12 protein-coding genes are annotated in these 16,548 nt (G+C 70.4%); 7 read left to right on the plus strand and 5 right to left on the minus strand.

What is annotated here, in order from left to right:
* The first annotated feature begins 111 nt into the window (after positions 1-111).
* Entirely contained in the window at positions 112-1,500 is a 1,389-nt protein-coding gene (locus tag ACIBK0_RS32390; RefSeq protein ID WP_399087721.1) for a hypothetical protein, read from the plus strand.
* Here the strand turns inward: ACIBK0_RS32390 and ACIBK0_RS32395 are convergent.
* Together ACIBK0_RS32395 and ACIBK0_RS32400 are read right to left on the minus strand one after the other, a co-directional pair.
* Entirely contained in the window at positions 1,445-3,145 is a 1,701-nt protein-coding gene (locus ACIBK0_RS32395) for a DUF2264 domain-containing protein (protein WP_399087723.1), read from the minus strand. The genes ACIBK0_RS32390 and ACIBK0_RS32395 overlap by 56 nt on opposite strands.
* An 82-nt stretch (positions 3,146-3,227) precedes the next feature.
* Positions 3,228-4,304, minus strand: a complete 1,077-nt coding sequence (locus ACIBK0_RS32400) for a rhamnogalacturonan acetylesterase (RefSeq protein WP_399087725.1) — start codon at positions 4,302-4,304, stop codon at positions 3,228-3,230.
* Between the two features lie 190 nt (positions 4,305-4,494).
* Here ACIBK0_RS32400 and ACIBK0_RS32405 point away from each other — a divergent pair, with 190 nt between their 5' ends.
* On the plus strand, positions 4,495-6,171 hold the full coding sequence (locus ACIBK0_RS32405; RefSeq protein ID WP_399087727.1) for a rhamnogalacturonan lyase B N-terminal domain-containing protein: 1,677 nt from the start codon (positions 4,495-4,497) through the stop codon (positions 6,169-6,171).
* Positions 6,172-6,377: 206 nt separating this feature from the next.
* Here ACIBK0_RS32405 and ACIBK0_RS32410 read toward each other — a convergent pair whose 3' ends face one another.
* Positions 6,378-7,943, minus strand: coding sequence for an RICIN domain-containing protein (locus ACIBK0_RS32410; RefSeq protein WP_399087729.1), 1,566 nt, complete (start codon positions 7,941-7,943; stop codon positions 6,378-6,380).
* A 254-nt stretch (positions 7,944-8,197) separates the two neighbouring features.
* Between ACIBK0_RS32410 and nthB the strand changes: the two genes are divergently transcribed.
* The 4 genes from nthB (at position 8,198) to ACIBK0_RS32430 (ending at position 11,988) form a co-directional block, all read left to right on the plus strand.
* Complete coding sequence (nthB, locus tag ACIBK0_RS32415; RefSeq protein ID WP_399087731.1) at positions 8,198-8,869, plus strand: nitrile hydratase subunit beta; 672 nt, start codon at positions 8,198-8,200, stop codon at positions 8,867-8,869.
* The gene (nthA, locus tag ACIBK0_RS32420) at positions 8,866-9,468 is read left to right on the plus strand and encodes a nitrile hydratase subunit alpha (protein ID WP_399087733.1); all 603 of its coding nucleotides are present in this window, start codon (positions 8,866-8,868) and stop codon (positions 9,466-9,468) included. The genes nthB and nthA overlap by 4 nt, the downstream gene beginning before the upstream one ends.
* On the plus strand, positions 9,465-9,851 hold the full coding sequence (locus ACIBK0_RS32425; protein WP_399087735.1) for a nitrile hydratase accessory protein: 387 nt from the start codon (positions 9,465-9,467) through the stop codon (positions 9,849-9,851). Before nthA ends, ACIBK0_RS32425 begins: the two co-directional genes overlap by 4 nt.
* 106 nt (positions 9,852-9,957) lie before the next feature.
* On the plus strand, positions 9,958-11,988 hold the full coding sequence (locus ACIBK0_RS32430) for an autotransporter (RefSeq protein WP_399087737.1): 2,031 nt from the start codon (positions 9,958-9,960) through the stop codon (positions 11,986-11,988).
* Positions 11,989-12,132: 144 nt separating this feature from the next.
* Here ACIBK0_RS32430 and ACIBK0_RS32435 read toward each other — a convergent pair whose 3' ends face one another.
* Positions 12,133-13,593 carry an APC family permease gene (locus ACIBK0_RS32435; protein ID WP_399087739.1) on the minus strand — a complete coding sequence of 487 codons (1,461 nt, stop codon included), beginning with the start codon at positions 13,591-13,593 and terminating at the stop codon, positions 12,133-12,135.
* Between the two features lie 124 nt (positions 13,594-13,717).
* Here ACIBK0_RS32435 and mmuM point away from each other — a divergent pair, with 124 nt between their 5' ends.
* Positions 13,718-14,644 carry a homocysteine S-methyltransferase gene (gene mmuM, locus ACIBK0_RS32440; protein ID WP_399087741.1) on the plus strand — a complete coding sequence of 309 codons (927 nt, stop codon included), beginning with the start codon at positions 13,718-13,720 and terminating at the stop codon, positions 14,642-14,644.
* Between the two features lie 232 nt (positions 14,645-14,876).
* On the opposite strand, the gene ACIBK0_RS32445 is transcribed toward mmuM, so the two are convergent.
* Complete coding sequence (locus ACIBK0_RS32445) at positions 14,877-16,520, minus strand: carboxylesterase/lipase family protein (RefSeq protein WP_399087743.1); 1,644 nt, start codon at positions 16,518-16,520, stop codon at positions 14,877-14,879.
* Positions 16,521-16,548: the final 28 nt, after the last annotated feature.

The following is a 16,548-nucleotide window of genomic DNA, read 5'->3' on the forward strand; positions in this document are numbered from 1 at the left end:
GAAACGCTAAGCGCGGAACACTTCGGTGCCTGCCGAACCGTAGCCGCCACATCAGCCACACCCCTTTGAGGGGCGGGGCAACCTTTCGACCGTCGGCGGCGACTGCCTGACATGACCAACGCAAGACGCACCACTACGCACCGCCGTCGCCGGATCGCACGCAAGCCCGTGGTGGGCGCCCTCGCGGCCGCGGGTCTCCTCGCCGGAGCGTGGTACGCGACCGCCAACGGGGCGACGACGGCCACCGACAGCCTCGCTGTCACCCACACGACCGTGAGCCTCCCGGCCAAGTTCCCTTATCTGTCCGCCGGTTACAACAACTCGCGCGAGTGGACCCGCACCGCGACCGCCGTGGCGCCGAACGGCACCCTGCGCGTGGCCTGGCCCGCCTCCGACGGCATCCATGTCACGCCGCTCACCGCGGCGGGCAAGCGGTCCGCCGCCGACACGGTGGTCAAGGGCGCCAAGGAGGTCGGCGGACTCGTCGCGCACAACGACGGCTTCGCGCTCCTGACCCGCGTCTCCGACACGAACAAGTGGAAGGAGACGGCGGCGGCCCTGGTCCGCTACACCAACGGCAGACAGACCTTCCGCACGAAGCTCACGGGCACCGCCTCGCACGACACGGCACCGCTCCTCGACGGCCAACTGACCTGGAACGGATCGAAGTACGGCAGCTACTTCGTCGTGCACGGCGCGGGCGGCGCCGCCGACGGCCACTACGGCGACAAACTGTCGTACATCAGCGCCAAGGGGACCAAGCTCAGCGGTGGTTGGAGCTGGGGCTGCAGCCACAACGAGGGCATCGCGCTGCACGCCGAGACGTCCGGCGCCTTCACCTCGCTCTGCTTCGACGACTGGCGCTCGGGCCTGTTCGTCTCGACCGGCATCGGCGCTCCCGACACCGCGCCGGTCGTGCAGCGCGAGCAGTGCTGGGCGGGCTACTGCGGCGGCACGTTCGCGAGCCGCACCGGCGACCTGGTGAAGTCCTCGACCGGCCGCTACGCCACCGCCTTCGGCTCCCGCGGCGCCGCCTCCGCCGCCGAGAATCCGGACGACGCGAGCGGCCGAGGCTGGACCGTGAAGCCGAAGACGAGCACCCACCAGGTGGCCATCGCCTTCCTCAAGAACCGCAACACGCCCTCGGGCAAACCGGTCTACCTCACCAACACCCCCGGCACCGAACGCGTCAACGTCCACGTCGCCCCCTACGGCAAGGACCGCCTGCTCGTCTCCTGGGAGTCCCTGAAGAACCCCAAGTGCACGGCCGGCACCTGCACGGGGACCTTCACCGGCACGCACCTGCGTCTCATCGACTGGAACGGCAAGTTCCAGAGCACGGACAAGGTCGTGACGGACCGGATCACGGGGGACATCGCGGTGTCGGCGAACGGCGCGCTCACCTGGGCGTACGCCCCGGTCACACCGTCCTACACGAGCGCGCTCACAGGGGCGTCACCGACCACGACGACTCTGCGGATCGCGCGTCTGAAGTACTGAAGCAAAAGCGCGCCGACTCACCCGAGGCCCAGTTCACGCCGACCTCGTAGTCCCCCTCGACCTTCACGGACACCAGCTCCGTGAGAGGCAGGGGATCGGGGTCCGCGGTGAGGCGGGCGAGGGCGACGAAGAGTGTGGCGGCCTCTGCGGTGACACCGGTGGAGTCCGACAGGCCGTGCACAGGGAGGAGTTCGGATCGTGTGCCGTCTCCGGGCGGCCATCCCGTGACGCGCACCGGAGTCCCGGCGGCGGCCCCCGTCACCAGATGGGCGCGCACCTCCACCGCGCCCCGGGCGACGACGAGGCTGGTGACCCGGATGCCGTCGGCGACCGTGTGGCGGGACGCCGCCCAGCCTTCGCCCACCCCCAGCGGCTCGATGTCCCTGCGGCTCGCGTCGTCGCCGACGATCACGCTGTTGTCGTACGACGGTGATGGCTCCGTCGTCGTCGAGTACGCGAGCCGCGTGTAGTACGGGTCGTAGCGGACGTCCTCGCTGCCGTGGTTGTGGAGGCGGACCAAGCCGTCGGAACCGGTCGACTGGAGAAGCCAGTTGGGCGGGCCGACCGGGGTGACGGCGTCGGCGCGGTCCGTCGGGCCCGGCTCCTCGCGCGCCGTCCAGGCCTCGTGGCCGGCCGGCAGGAGCAGCCCGAGGAAGGCCTTGCTCGCCCAGTAGGGGGAGGCCGGGCCCGAATAGTCCTGCAGGAGCGCCTCGTCGGGGCCGTGCCAGCCGAGGGTGAGCAGGCCGCGGTCGTCCACGGCACCCCGGTCGAGGAAGTAGCGCAGGGCACCGGAGGACAGGCGTCGGGTCTCGCCCGGCGAGAGGGGTGTACGGCCCGTGAGGGCGCCGAGCCACAGCGGTGCCGTGGTCGCGAAGCGGTAGGTCAGGGAGCGGCCCTGGAGCATCGGCGCGCCGTCACCGCCGAACAGGCGGGCGTAGTCGGCGAGATGGGCTTCCAGTCGTCCCCCGTACAGCTCCAGCAGGTCGGCGTCGTCCGCCAGCCACGCGTGGAGCACCGGATACAGGTGCATCGCCCAGCCGTTGTAGTAGTCGAACTTGCGGCCGTCACCGTCGGTGTACCAGCCGTCGCCGACGTACCACTGCTCGATGCGCTCCAGGCCGCGGTCGATCGCGGCGCGCGAGGCCTCGGGCTCGTGGCCGATCTCCTGGAGGAAGCCGCCGACCGTCACGGGGAACAACTCCCAGTTGCAGGGCCAGGCTTCGGCCGTCAGCGCGTCGCCGAGCCAGGCCGCGGCCCGCTGCCGTACGCCGTCGTCGAGGCGGTCCCACAGCAGCGGCCGCGTCACCCGCAGCGCGAGGGCGATCGATGCGGCCTCGACGAGTGGCTGGCTGCGGTGCTCCACGCGGGGCCAGACGCCCGCCGTGCCGGCGGCGAGGCCGTCCGCGTACCGCTCCAGGACCTTCTCGTCGCGGCGGAAGGCGGCGAGGAGAAGCGTGCGCGCGTAGCCCTCCAGGCCGTCGGAGAGCCTGCCGGACCAGCTCGTGTGCGTACCCGGGAGGTGGTAGAGCGCGCCGTCCCCGGTCGCGTACGGCGCGACGGCGGCGAGCAGGGAGTCGGCGACCCCCTCCCAGTGGGCGCGGGTGTATCCGGTGTACGGGCTGAGGGTGCGGTCCTCGGGTGGCATCGGTCAGGTCCTGTCTCGGTCGGGAGATGCGGAGGTGCCAGTACCTGGGGCGCCCCGGTTCCGGTCGGGACGCCCCAGGAGTTCATCCCACCCTCACCAGGCCGTCCGGCACCAGGTGTTGGGCGACGAGTTCGTCCCGGACCAGACCCGCATACACCGTCGCGCCGTGCACCGAGGTGTGGGTGTTGTCCCGCTTCTCGTTGTAGAGGTAGATCGCCTTGGAACCCTCGACGCCCAGGGATTCGACGAGGGTCTTGGTCTTGGCCGTGAGGTCGATCAGCGGGACATCCTCGGCAGCGGCGACCGAGCGGATGACGGCGGGGTGGTCGACGCCCAGGCCGTTCACCAGCAGCGCGGTGTTGTTGTTCAGGGTGCCGTCCGCGTTGAACCAGCGGCGCACGATCGGGGTGACGAGGACCGGCTCGCCGCCCTGGGCGCGCACGCCCGCGACAAGCGTTTCGAGGTTGGCGCGGTACGTCGCCTCGTCGGTCGTCTTGTCGTTGTGGGCCAGCTGGATGAGCACCAGGTCATGCTTGCCGATCAGCGGCTGGACGGTCGGGAAGAGCGCCGGGGTGGCGAGGTAGGTGACCGTACTCTCGCCGGAATCAGCGTAGTTGGCGACCGACAGACCCTTACGGAGGAACTGCGGCAGCTGCTGGCCCCAGCCCGAGTACGGGTCGCCCGGCTGGTCGCACACCGTCGAGTCGCCGACCAGGAAGATCTGGCGGGTGGGCAGGGGTGCACCTCCTGCACGAGCGACACCGAGGGCCGGGGTCACCCGGATGTCGGCGAGCGCGGGAGCCGAACCGCCGATGACGAGGTCCAGGCCGGGGGTGCCCTCGGGGCCGGTCGGCTCGCCCTCGGGGGTGCGGACGTTCACGGTGAAGCTGCGGGCCACGGTCCGGCCGGCCTCCGTGGCGGTCTCGGGGAGCAGCGAGCGGCGGGTCTCGCCGCTGATGGCGGTGCTCGCCGCGGCGTCCCCGCCGAGGACGACCCGGACGTCGTACGTACCGGGCGCCACGTCGAAGTGACAGGCGTTCGCCGCGCAGTTCTCCAGACCCAGGGCGCGCGGCCCGCCATGCGCCTGCGCCGGCGCGGCCGACAGGGCAGTGGCGGCGGCCATGAGCGACACAGCGGCGGTGACGGCGAAACGTCTCATTGCGGCTCCTCCGACAGGGCGACAAGACCTGGCCGCTGGACCGTACCGCTCTTTGGCAAGCGCTTTCTAGAGTGCGGCTCGATTTCACACGACTGCCAACTCCCGAGATGCGAAAGCTCTTTCGCGAAGTCGATTCAACTGTCACTCTGCCAAACACCCGCACCCCCATATCTCCGAAGGAGGCACCCCCATGTCCGGATCCGTGAACAGAGCGGTCCGACGCCGTACCTTCGTGCTCGGCAGCGCGGCAGCCGCCGGTTCGGCGGCGCTCGCCGGACCGCTCGCCGAGTCGGCGTCCGCGGCGAGCTTCGGCTGGAGCGACGACGGCTCGAACTACGTCGTCGACACCGGCGCCAACCTGGTCTTCAAGGTCAGCAAGACCAACGGCGACCTGACCTCGCTCGTTTACCGCGGCACGGAGTACCAGGGCTACGGCGGCAAGAACTCGCACGTCGAGTCGGGGCTCGGCACCTCCACCGTGACGATCGCGCAGTCCGGAGCGACGATCCTGATCTCCGTCGCATACGGCACGCTCAGGCACTACTACGCAGCCCGCAGCGGCGAGAACAACGTCTACCTGTGGACCAACAAAGCCGATACGTCGGTGTCCGCGACCCGGTACATCGTGCGTGTCAAAGCGGGCCTGTTCCTCAACGACGAACCCGACTCCTACACCTACGCGCCCACCACCATCGAAGCCTCGGACGTGTTCGCGAAGTCCGACGGCCAGACCCGCTCGAAGCACTACGCCAAGCTCCGCGTCATCGACTACGACCACATCGGCTGGAGCACCGGCAGCGTCGGCCTGTGGATCGTGCGCAGCAACCACGAGAAGGCCTCCGGCGGCCCGTTCTACCGCTCTCTGCTGCGCCATCAGAGCGCCGACGGCGGCGGCCTGTACGAGATCCTCTACTACGGCGAGAACCAGACCGAGGCCCAGCGCTTCGGCCTCCAGGGCCCGTACGTCATCGCCTTCACGGACGGCGGCGCGCCCTCCTCCTCCCTCTACCCGGGCACCCTGACCACCTCGTGGGCGGACTCGCTCGGCATCTCCGGGTACGTCGCGGCGAGCGGCCGGGGCCGGGTCGCGGGCGTCGGCATCACCGGGCGGAACACGGCGTACCCGTACACGGTCGGGCTCGCCAACTCGGCCGCGCAGTACTGGGGTTCGGCACGGGCGTCCGACGGCTACTTCTCGATCGGGGGTGTGCTGCCGGGGACGTACACGCTCACCGTCTTCAAGGACGAACTCGCCGTCCACACGGCCTCGGTGACGGTGACGGCCGGCGCCACGACGACCCTCAACACGATCGCGATCCCGTCCTCGAACGACCCGAGCAACGCCGACGCCATCTGGCGGATCGGTGACTGGACGGGCACGCCCGGCGGCTTCAAGAACGCGGCCCTGATGACGTACGCGCATCCGTCCGACGTACGTGCCTCCGCCTGGACGGGGAACGTGGTGATCGGCGGCGGCAGCGAGACCGCGTCCTTCCCCGCGTACATCTGGAAGGACGTGAACAGCGGACTGCTCGTCTACTTCAAGCTCAACGCGGCCCAGGCGGCGGCCGCGCACACCCTCCGCATCGGCGTGACGACGGCGTACGCGAACGGCCGGCCACAGGTCACCGTCAACAGCTGGGTGTCCTCGATCCCCTCACCGCCCACGCAGCCGAGCACCCGGTCACTGACGGTCGGTTCGTACCGAGGCAACAACTACACGTTCACGTACAGCGTTCCGGCCAGTGCGTGGCTCACGGATGTCGGCCAGTACAACGTGCTGAAGATCGATGTGGTGAGCGGTTCGGGGACGACGAGCTACCTCAGCGCGGGCACGTCCATCGACGCGATCGACCTGCTGGCCTGAGTTCCGCTGCCCGGCACTGTTGTCCGTGGTGCCGGGTAGCGTCCTCCCCCATGAGCGACGAGAAGACCGGCGTGCCCGGGCCTGTTCCGCCCGACCGGCTCACGATCGTGCCGGCCAACGAGGCGTCGTGGGACGATCTGCGGGCGATCCTCGGGACCACCGACTACCCGGGGAAGTGCCAGTGCCGGCGGCGCCGTGCCGAGCGCTCAAGTGCCGCGTGTCCACTGCTGGTTGGTGCCTCCGTTGCAGGTGTATGTGATCAGTGCGGCGGAGTTGGCGGTGGAGGCGCCGGAGACGTCCAGGCATTCGCCACTGGCGCGGGACTTCAGGAGGACGTAGCTGCCCGAGGTGGTGACCGACCACTGTTGGGTGGTGGCCGAGCTGTTGCAGTTCTCCTGGGTGACGTCGGTGGCGTTCTCCCGCACGCACAGGGAACTGCCCCGGCCCATCAACTGGTAGTAGCCGCTGCCGACGGACTTGAACCAGAACTTCTGGTTGTTGCCGCCGTTGCAGGTGTACTGGCTGAGCGCGACACCCGTGACCAGTGACTGGCTGGGCACGTCGGCGCACTTGCCGGAGTGACGGGCCGTCAGCGTCTCGTACGTGGCGTTCGTCCCGCTGATCGTCCCGGCGGCCGTGTCGACCGTGATCTCCGGGTACCAGGACATGGACATCGTGGTGGCCGTCGGGAAGGTCAGCGGCAGCCACACGTAACGGGAGTCGTTGACGGTGCCGCCGAAGGAGTTGCCCCAGCGGTCGCCCATGTACAGGTACGACGTACCCGCACTCCCCTGCACGGGAAGGACGTACGCGGTCTGTGAGCCGTACGCCGTCGAGTCGCCGACGTTCGTCATGGCCGTCCAGGGACCCGTGATGTTCGTCGCGGTGGCGTACTGCTGCTGGTTGGGGTTCCAGCCCGTGGCGCCCGACGTCAGCATGAAGTAGACCCCGCCCCGCTTGAAGAGGGCCGGGGCCTCGCGATGCCCGCCGACCCAGGGGTTGGCGACCAGGCTGTCGATGCCGGTGTAGTCGGCCGTGAGCTTGTAGATCTGCAGGTCGTAGTTCTCACGCGCGGCCGACGCCATGTAACCCGTGCCGTCCGTGTCGACGAAGACCGTGATGTCGCGGGACATGTACTGGCCGAGCGGCTGGAAGCTGCCCTGGTAGGTGTAGGCGCCGTCGACCGTGTTCGAGACCGCTACGGCGGCGCGCGCCTCGCTGTAGTCGGTGCCGTTCTCCTTGTGCATCCACATCACGAACTTGCCGGTGGACGCGTTGTACATGACCTTCGGCCGCTCGATTTTGGCGCTCACCAGCTCGGACGAACTGGATTGGCTCAGCACGTGGTTGCGGAACTCCCAGTTCTTCAGGTCGGTGGAGCGATAGGCGTCCACGTACTGGAAGGTGTTGTCGGCGTTGCGATGCTCGCCGAACCAGTAGTAGTAGCTGCCGACCTTGATGACTCCGCCGCCGTGCGCGTGCACGGCGGCGCCCGAAGTGTCTGTGAACTGGGCGCCGTTGGTGATGGTCTGCGGTGCGGCCTGGGCGGGCCCGGCCGTGGCGAGAGCCCCCACCACGGCGAGACACAGGGCGACGAGGATCGCGTACAGGCGTCTCGTCCTGGGGGCCCGCCTTGCGGCGGTGCGGATGAGTTGCGCGGGGCGCTGTTCGCCGTGGCGCGCATCGTGGAGTGCGTCGTGGTGTCCGCCGTGTTCGTCGAGGTGTGCGTCGTCTTCGTCGTGGTGTTCCTGGTGTCGTTCGCTGCGGCTCATGCGGTGACCGTCCGTCCGATATGTCGAACCGAATTTGTCATTACGAACGCTGCGACCGCCGAAAAGGTAAGCGCGTACTACGGCGAGGTCAACGGGTCGGACGGGACGGGAGTTGTCAGCCGGGGCGGCGGCCCGAGGCCAGGCGGGCCGCCTCGGCGTAGGCGTCGTCAGTGTCGTCATCGCGGCACGGATGGCACCTGCCGCATACGATTCAGGTAGCTAGTCCGTTATGCGGCCATTTGAGGAGTCGCGCCATGGAAGGCATCGCCGATATGGGCGGCACCCCGGGATGGGGTCCCGTCCAAGCGCCGAGGCGTGATGAACCGGTCTTCGAGGAGCCCTGGCAGCGCCGGGCATTCGCGCTGGCGATTCTCTCCAGCCGCATTGCGTGCGACGGCGTCAACCCGGACGCCTTCCGGCACGCGCACGAGCGCCTGAGCCGAGCCGCCTACCTGGACGACGGCTACTACGGGCGCTGGCTCAACGGCGCGGAGCTGATGCTCACCGAAAGGACCGTCCTGGCGCCGGGCGCGATCGACGCCCGCGCCCGCAACCTGCGCGGCGAACACGTGGTGGAGCCACCGATCCCCGAGCCCGCCCGACCCGACTACGCGCCGACCGCCGAAGGCTCGCTGCGCTCCGTGGACACCGCGCCGGCCTTCGCCGTCGGCGAGCGTGTACGGGCCAAGGGCAGGCCGGTGCCCGGGCACACCCGTCTGCCGGGCTACGTACGGGGACGTACAGGCACGGTCGAGGTCATCCAGCCCGCCGCCGTGCTGCCGGACACCAACGCCCACTTCCAGGGCGAGAACCCGCAACACGTCTATTCGGTGGGATTCGACTCGCACGAGCTGTGGGGCGCCGACGCCGAACCCTTCACGCTCACCGTCGAGCTGTTCGAGAGCTATCTGGAGCCCACCTCATGACCACCACCCCTGGCGGACCGGGCGAGACTCTTCCCGTGGCCCTTCGCACCGAGGCGCTCGAGCAACTGCTCACCGAGCGGGGCCTGATCGACCCGAAGGTGATGGACGGGATCATCGCCACCTACGAGACCCACGTGGGACCGCTCAACGGCGCCAAGGTCGTCGCCAGGGCATGGACCGACCCGGAGTACCGGCGGCGGCTGCTCGACGAGGGCACCGCGGCCATCAAGGAGCTCGGCTTCTCTGGGCCGCAAGGCGAGCACATCGTCGTGGTGGAGAACACCGCGACCACTCACCACGTGGTGGTGTGCACGCTGTGCTCGTGCTACCCGTGGCCGGTGCTCGGCCTGCCGCCGAGCTGGTACAAGGACCCCGCCTACCGGGCACGCGTGGTGAAGGAGCCTCGCACGGTGCTGTCCGAGATGGGACTCGACCTCGACGACGACGTGCGGATCACCGTCCACGACTCCACCAGTGAGGTGCGCTGGCTGGTACTGCCCGAGCGTCCGACCGGCACTGAGCACCTGTCCGAGGAACAGCTCGTGCCGCTGGTGACCCGGGACGCGATGGTCGGCGTGGCCAAGGTGGCGGCGCCATGACCGCGCCGCTGGACATCGAGGGCCCGGCCGCACCCCCGCGCTCCAACGGCGAGTTGGTGTTCGCCGAACCCTGGGAGAGCCGCGCCTTCGGCATGGCCGTCAGCCTGTACGAGGCGGGCGCGTTCACCTGGCCGCAGTTCCAGGCCGCGCTGATCGCCCGCATCGCCGCCTGGGAGATCGTTCCGGCACAGGACGAGCCGTACGACTACTACCGGCTCTGGCTGGCCGCCCTGGAGGACGTGCTGGTCGACCTGCGCGCCGTGTCCAGGGACGAGGTCACCGCACGCACTCACGCCCTGGCGCGACGCCCCCCGGACCACGAGCACCGAGGCGACCACGACCACCCGGACGGCCACGAGGACGAGCACGACCACGCGCACTGAAAGTTTTTGTTATCGGGGGGCGTCAGGGGCCGTCTCCGGTGATGTGCGCAGTCATAGACCTCAGAAGTCAGCAGCCGTCGCCGGGCTCCTCGCGGCGGTCGCCCTCATGTGCAGTGCTCCCACCGCGGCGGCGGCCGGCGGCCGGGACGTCACGGTCGATGTGCTCGCGGGCCGGGACGTGACGCTCACCGGCGACACGGTGGTGAGCCTACCGGCGGGGACGACGACGTACGACGGGGTGTTCCGTGGCGAGGGCGCGCTCACCGTGCGGGGCAGCGGGACGCTGGTCCTGACCAAGGACAGTGACTTCACGCTCCCCGAGGCGCGACAGCGGCAGACGGTGAAGACGCAGGGCGGCAACCACCCGTACACGACGGTGTCCACCCCCGACCCGCCCGCGGTGACGGTGGAACGCGGCGCGACTCTTCAGTACGGGACGGGCGGTGGGACGGGCTTGATCGGTCATTTCCCGTACAACACACCCGGCTATCAGCTCAACCAGCTGAACGTCCGCGTCGACGGCACCCTGCGCCTGTCACTCACCCGCACCTTCAGCATCGGCACGATCAGCGGATCGGGCCTGGTCACCCAGCCCCGCCACCTGTGGGGCACGCTCGACCTGGCCGGAACCCACCCCTTCTCAGGGGTGATCGACAACGGCACGGGCATGGCGGTGGGCCGCCCCGAGTACCCCGTGGCCCTACCGAACGCCCGCGCCATTCTCAACCAGGGCTCCTGGATCATCGACACCCCGCTGTACCGGACGATCACCCTGCGCCAGAACTTCTACCAACGCGAGTACGGCAGCGACGTCAACGTCCACACGCGCCCCGGCAGCAAGGTGGTGCTCACCGGCCAGTACAGCTACAGCGACCGGGGCGGCGACACCCACCCCTCACTGAGTGACCCGGGCATCAACTGGCGCAAAATTCCCCATGACGTGAACAAGCGCGGCACCAACATCGAGGGTGCGAACGTCCAGTGGGGCGACGGCACGACCCACGAGATCTTCATGCCGGGCACCAAAGACACCGTCTATGTCAATCTGCACGAGGCGAGCGGACGGCGCTCGCTGCTGACGTTCGCCTACAACGGCCCGGTCACGCTGGGCGCCCCCATCGGCGGCGGCAGATACCACGACACACTGGCCGCACCCGGCGCGGGAGACGTCGTGATCAAGGGGACGCGCGGCAACGACGTGACCTTCGCGGCGAAGCAGTACTACGACGGGTCGACCACCGTCGAGAAGGGTGCGGTGCTGCGGTTGGGGTCGGGCTCACCGGGCGGGGACGGTTCGCTGATGACGGGCACGGCGCGACGGCGCGTGGTGAACGACGGTACGCTGATCCTTCGCAACACCTCAACTCCCGTGACTCTCAGCCGGGTTGGCGGAACGGGCGGGCTCACCCAGTCGGGCGCCGCGACGACGACACTGACGGGTGGCGAGGTGACGTACACCGGGACCACGACGGTCACGAAGGGCACGCTCGCCCTGGCCGGGGGCGCCTCGCTCGCGCACAGCAAGGCGATCCGGCTCACGTCGCCCGGCGCACGCCTGGACGCCCGCGCGACGGGCCTGCGTCTGACGAGGTCGCTCACCGGCAAGGGCACGGTACGGGGCGCGGTGACGAACGAGGGCGTCGTCGCCGGCGCTCTCACGGTGACCGGCGACTACACCCAACGCGCCAAGGGGGAACTGGTGCTCCGCGGCAAGCCATTGAAGGTGACCGGAGCCGTCCGCCTCGCCGGCGACCTCGACCTCTCCGACGCCGCGACCGATCCCGCCCGCGAGATCACCCTGCTGAATCACACGGGCCATGACAAGACCACCGGCAGCTTCGCCCACCTCCCCGAGGGCGCCACCCTCGAGCTCGCCGACACCACATACCGCATCAGCTACCACGGGGGCGACGGCAACGACGTGGTCCTCAAGGCGACTTCGAAGCACCGCGCGGCGAGCCCGTCGGCCTCCGCGGCTCCCTTCGTGCAGCACACCGCCCTCGGCAAGGACGAGAGCACGCGCGCGTGGTGGCCGCTCCTGCTCGTGCCCATGCTGCTGGGCGCACTGGTCGTGCCCTCGGCCCGGCGGGGGCGCGCGCGACGCCGCGGCGGACGACGGCACGCCGTCTCCAGGTGACGGTCAGGGCGCGCGCCGCGCAGTGATCGGCCGCGCGGCGTGCGCGCCTCGGCCAGGGCGGGCGGGAGTGGTGCGGGCGCGGTCGTAGAGCTCGGCGTCCTCGTCGAACACGGCACGCAGCATCGCCCACCGCCGGACAGGCCCCTAGGCCTCGGCTCCCGCCTCTCGGCGTCCGCGCAGCCACACGTAGACCGGAATTCCTGCGAACAGGAACAGCACCCCTTGGTACACGGCCGCGTAGCCCGCCCCCGCGATCAGCCAGAACGAGAACGCGAAGGAGAGGGCGGCGACGATCAGATCGCGGGTGAGGCCCGCGGGGCGTACCCGGTCGCGGGTGCCCTTCGCCAGCCAGTAGAGCTGGGCGGCGGCCGACAGCAGATACGGCACGCAGCCGGTGAACGTGGTGATGAGCACGAGGACGCGGAAGGTGGTGTCCGGGCCCGCCGTGTAGTTCAGGGCGATGAGCAGCGAGCCGAGGACCGCGCAGGCCAGCACCCCGAAACCGGGGACACCGCCCTTGCCGACACGGGCGAACCGTGCCGGGAAGAGTCCGTCGCGGGCAGCCGCGTACGGCATCTGCGCGGCCATCAGGATCCAGCCGTTGAGGCAGCCCACGATCGAGGCGACGGCGACGATCGCGATGACCGTGCCGCCCCAGTGGCCGCCGGTGATCGTGTTCACGGCGTCGGCGAAGGGCGCACCTGACTCCACGAGTTTCGCGTGCGGGACGAGACCGAAGACCGCGACCGTGCCCAGGATGTAGACGAGGGTGGAGCCGAGCGTGCCGAGGACGCCGGCGCGGCCGACCGTGCGCTCGGGGTCGCGGACCTCGCCCGCGCTCATCGCGGCCGACTCGACGCCGAGGAAGCTGTAGAGCAGCAGGGCCGCGGAGGCTGCGAGGGCGCCGGAGACGCTCTGCCCGGAGGTGTTGAACGCGCCGAAGTTGTCGGTGTCCATGAAGAAGAGGCCGACGGTGGAGACGATCAGGAGCGGCACGAACTTCAGGATCGTCGAGATCACCTGGACCGAACCGACCCAGCGGGTGCCCGTGAAGTTCGCGGCCGCGGGCAGCCAGAGTGCGGCCATCGCCACCACCGCTTCGAGCACATGACTGCCGTGCAGGGGCAGCAACACGTCGACATAGCCGACGACCGCGACCGCGAGCGCCGCGATGCTGACCCAGGTCATCGTCCAGTAGGACCACGCCGACAGGAACCCCGCGAACTCACCGAACGCGTCGCGCGGGTACACGTACAGCCCACCGGTGACGGGGCTGCGGCGGGCCAGCTTTCCGAAGAGCAGTGCCAGCAGCACCGCGCCCACGGACAGCACGAGGAACGCCAGCAGACTGACCGTGCCATACGGAGCGACGGTCGCCGGCAGCGCGAAGATGCCGCCGCCGATGATGTTGCCCATGACGAGCGCCGTGGCGACGGTGAGGCCGAAGCCCCGCCGGCTGGGAGACGGCGCGGTCTGCTCGGGTCGAGCGACCTCTTGGAGCTCTGCGCCCTCTTCGGTCCCAGGGACCGGTTCGGGCCCAGGGACCCCTTCGGGCCCAGGGACCTCTTCGGGTTCAGCGACCTCTGTGGTGCCGGTGGCAGTCATGACACTTCCGCGTTACTGGGGTGGGGAGGAGCGTGATCGTAACCCCGCGTCCCACATCGTGGGCGGAATGTTCATCTGATGGACAGAATCGGGCACCGATCCCCGCATCGACTAGCGTCATGTCATGACCAGCAACACCCCCCGCACCCTCACCGAAGCCCTCTCCGCGGGACCCGTCGTCCTCGACGGCGGCATGTCCAACCAGCTCGAATCGGCCGGGCACGACCTGAGCGACGAGCTGTGGTCGGCGCGGCTGCTCGCGGAGCGGCCCGAGGCGATCGTCGAGGCGCATCTCGCCTACTTCGAGGCGGGCGCGGACGTGGCGATCACGTCCAGCTACCAGGCAACGTTCGAAGGCTTCGCCAAGCGCGGGATCAGCCACCAGCGGGCGGCCGAACTGCTCGGAATGAGTGTGGAGTTGGCCCGGGAGGCCGCGCGACGGGCCGCCGCCGAGAACGTCACGCGACCGCTGTGGGTCGCCGCGTCGGTCGGACCCTACGGCGCGATGCTCGCGGACGGCTCGGAGTACCGGGGCCGGTACGGGCTGAGCGTCGACGACCTGGAGCGGTTCCACCGCCCCCGCCTGGAAGTCCTGGCCGCAGCCGCGCCCGATGTGCTCGCCCTGGAGACCGTGCCGGACGCCGACGAGGCGCGGGCGCTGCTGCGGGGGGTGCGCGGGCTGGGCGTCCCGGCGTGGCTGTCGTACAGCGTCGATGGCGAGCGTACGCGGGCCGGGCAGCCCCTGGAGGAGGCCTTCGCCCTCGCCGCCGACGCGGACGAGGTGATCGCGGTCGGAGTGAACTGCTGCGCGCCCAGGGATGTGGACGCGGCCGTCGCCATCGCGGCGCGGGTGACGGGGAAGCCGGTCGTCGTGTACCCGAACAGTGGTGAGGTGTGGGACGCGGAGGCTCGTGCGTGGGCCGGGCGGTCCACGTTCACCGCGGAGCAGGTTGCCGGGTGGCGGCGGGGTGGGGCCCGGTTGATCGGGGGGTGCTGCCGGGTGGGACCGGGGGCGATCGCGGGGATCAGGGAGACGCTGGCGCCGGCATAGGGTTTATCGCCCCCCTGCCCCTACCCGACCCTTCCCGGGGCTCCACCCCAGACCCCGCCCTCAAACGCCGGAGGGGCTGTCTCCAGCCCGTCCGGCGTTTGAGGGCGAGGCCGTCAAGGCCGAAGCGGGGGTCTGGGGACGGCAGCCCCCAGGTACGGGACGGGCGGGGGGAGGGGGCGAAAAACCCACCGCCGCCATCAGCCCACAGAGCTGCTGGGCGGAGGCGCCGACGTCACGGCCGACGAGCACCGCCGGAGCGACGGAAGCGCCGTACGGCTGACAGCGATGCCCTGTTTCGGGCGAGCGAATCGGCGGCAGGGCGCGATGCGTCTGTGGATTCCGGAGAGCCGACCGATCCGGTCGATTCCGCGTCCCACAGGGCGAGTTCACGATCACGCGGTCCGTGTACGGTGTGCGGTTCGCCGATGCCGGTTCCACCGGTTCCACCGGATCCGCCGAAGACACGGACCGGGTGCGAGGCGTCCCAGGCGGCCCACCCGGGATCGCCGTCCACCGCGAACCGCACCCACGCCGAGTGCATCGCGTCGGCGAGCTCCTGCGGGGCGCCCGGACCCGCGAGTTTCGCCGACTCCGGCACATCGGCGGTGTCGAAGACGAAGCCCAGCTCCAAGGCGTGGCAGGCACCGAGGTCCGGCACGTTCGACGGCCACGCGAACTCGTAGACGTACGAAGGGGATTGGCGGGCCGACGCGTCCGCGAGGCGGTGCAGCGGCACCCGGAGAAGGTGATCGGTGACCATCTGGCCCACGAGGTCCGCCGTGCCCGCGTCCGGATGGAGGGCGCGATAACCGCGGGGCACCTCGTGGCCGCAGTGGCAGCGGGCCATCGCGCCGGCCAGGGCGACCGGACCGAGCCGGTCGACGCGCTCCAGGAGCCCGCCGGGCACCAGCCACAGCCGGTACTCCTCGCTGGTCCAGCCCAGGAGGAGGTCGACGTCCGGCGCGGCGCCCTCGACGAGGGCCTCCAGCGGGTCGCGCGGAACCAGGTCGCCGTCGACGACGATGCCGAAGGCGGGGCCGCCGAGCACCGGACTGCTGAGTTTCCCCACCTCGGCCTGGGTGCGCAGGAGAAGGTCGCGGTCCACGGCGGCGAACGCCTCCGCGGTCGCCGGGACCTTCAGCCGGGTGGCCATCCTGCGCACCATCCGGCGCACCTTGTCGCGGTCGCTCGCCTCGGGCGGCCCGCTCTGCAGGACGGCACGATGGAACAGCCCCGCGGCGCGCGGGCTGGCCAGCAGGGAGCCGATGCTGATGGCGCCGGCCGACTCGCCGAAGACGGTGACCCGGTCGGGGTCACCGCCGAACCGCGCGATCGCATCGCGCACCCACTCCAGCGCGGCGAGCTGGTCGCGCAGCCCTGGGTTGGCGGGCGTGTCGGGGAAGAGGCCGTAACCCTCGACGCCCAGGCGGTAGTTGATGGACACGAGCACGACGCCGTCGCGGGCGAAGGAGCGTCCGTTGTAGACGGGCACGGCCGAGGAGCCACGGGTCAGGGCCCCGCCGTGGATCCACACCATGACGGGGAGCCGGGCGCCCGGTCCCGGCTCCGGTGTCCACACGTTGAGGTTGAGGCAGTCGTCGCCGGGCACGGCGGGGTCGGCGAGGAGCCGGGCGAACGCCTCGGAGTACGGCGGCTTGGGCGGCGTCGGTCCGAAGGCGCCCGCGTCACGTACACCCTCCCAGGGGTCGGGCGGCTCCGGGGGCCGGAAGCGGCGGGGGCCGAACGGGGGTGCGGCGTAGGGGATGCCGCGGAAGACGGCGATCCCGTTCTCGTACCGGCCGCGCACCGCTCCGTAGGGGGTGGCGACCACCGGATCCTTCGTCTGCGACTCCGAGTCCTCCGCGCGCACCGCCATGCGACCACCAGCTCCTCGCCGACTCGCG

The sequence above is a fragment of the Streptomyces sp. NPDC050564 genome (genome assembly GCF_044457265.1).
Lineage (GTDB): Bacteria > Actinomycetota > Actinomycetes > Streptomycetales > Streptomycetaceae > Streptomyces.

What these genes read in the sequence shown, in the direction of transcription:
- ACIBK0_RS32405 (WP_399087727.1), top strand. Translation starts at nt 4,495, where the DNA reads ATGTCCGGATCCGTGAACAGAGCGGTCCGACGCCGTACCTTCGTGCTC.
- ACIBK0_RS32390 (WP_399087721.1), top strand. Translation starts at nt 112, where the DNA reads ATGACCAACGCAAGACGCACCACTACGCACCGCCGTCGCCGGATCGCA.
- ACIBK0_RS32400 (WP_399087725.1), bottom strand. Translation starts at nt 4,304, where the DNA reads ATGAGACGTTTCGCCGTCACCGCCGCTGTGTCGCTCATGGCCGCCGCC.
- ACIBK0_RS32410 (WP_399087729.1), bottom strand. Translation starts at nt 7,943, where the DNA reads ATGAGCCGCAGCGAACGACACCAGGAACACCACGACGAAGACGACGCA.
- ACIBK0_RS32435 (WP_399087739.1), bottom strand. Translation starts at nt 13,593, where the DNA reads ATGACTGCCACCGGCACCACAGAGGTCGCTGAACCCGAAGAGGTCCCT.
- ACIBK0_RS32430 (WP_399087737.1), top strand. Translation starts at nt 9,958, where the DNA reads ATGTGCAGTGCTCCCACCGCGGCGGCGGCCGGCGGCCGGGACGTCACG.
- mmuM (WP_399087741.1), top strand. Translation starts at nt 13,718, where the DNA reads ATGACCAGCAACACCCCCCGCACCCTCACCGAAGCCCTCTCCGCGGGA.
- nthA (WP_399087733.1), top strand. Translation starts at nt 8,866, where the DNA reads ATGACCACCACCCCTGGCGGACCGGGCGAGACTCTTCCCGTGGCCCTT.
- ACIBK0_RS32425 (WP_399087735.1), top strand. Translation starts at nt 9,465, where the DNA reads ATGACCGCGCCGCTGGACATCGAGGGCCCGGCCGCACCCCCGCGCTCC.
- ACIBK0_RS32395 (WP_399087723.1), bottom strand. Translation starts at nt 3,145, where the DNA reads ATGCCACCCGAGGACCGCACCCTCAGCCCGTACACCGGATACACCCGC.
- ACIBK0_RS32445 (WP_399087743.1), bottom strand. Translation starts at nt 16,520, where the DNA reads ATGGCGGTGCGCGCGGAGGACTCGGAGTCGCAGACGAAGGATCCGGTG.
- nthB (WP_399087731.1), top strand. Translation starts at nt 8,198, where the DNA reads ATGGAAGGCATCGCCGATATGGGCGGCACCCCGGGATGGGGTCCCGTC.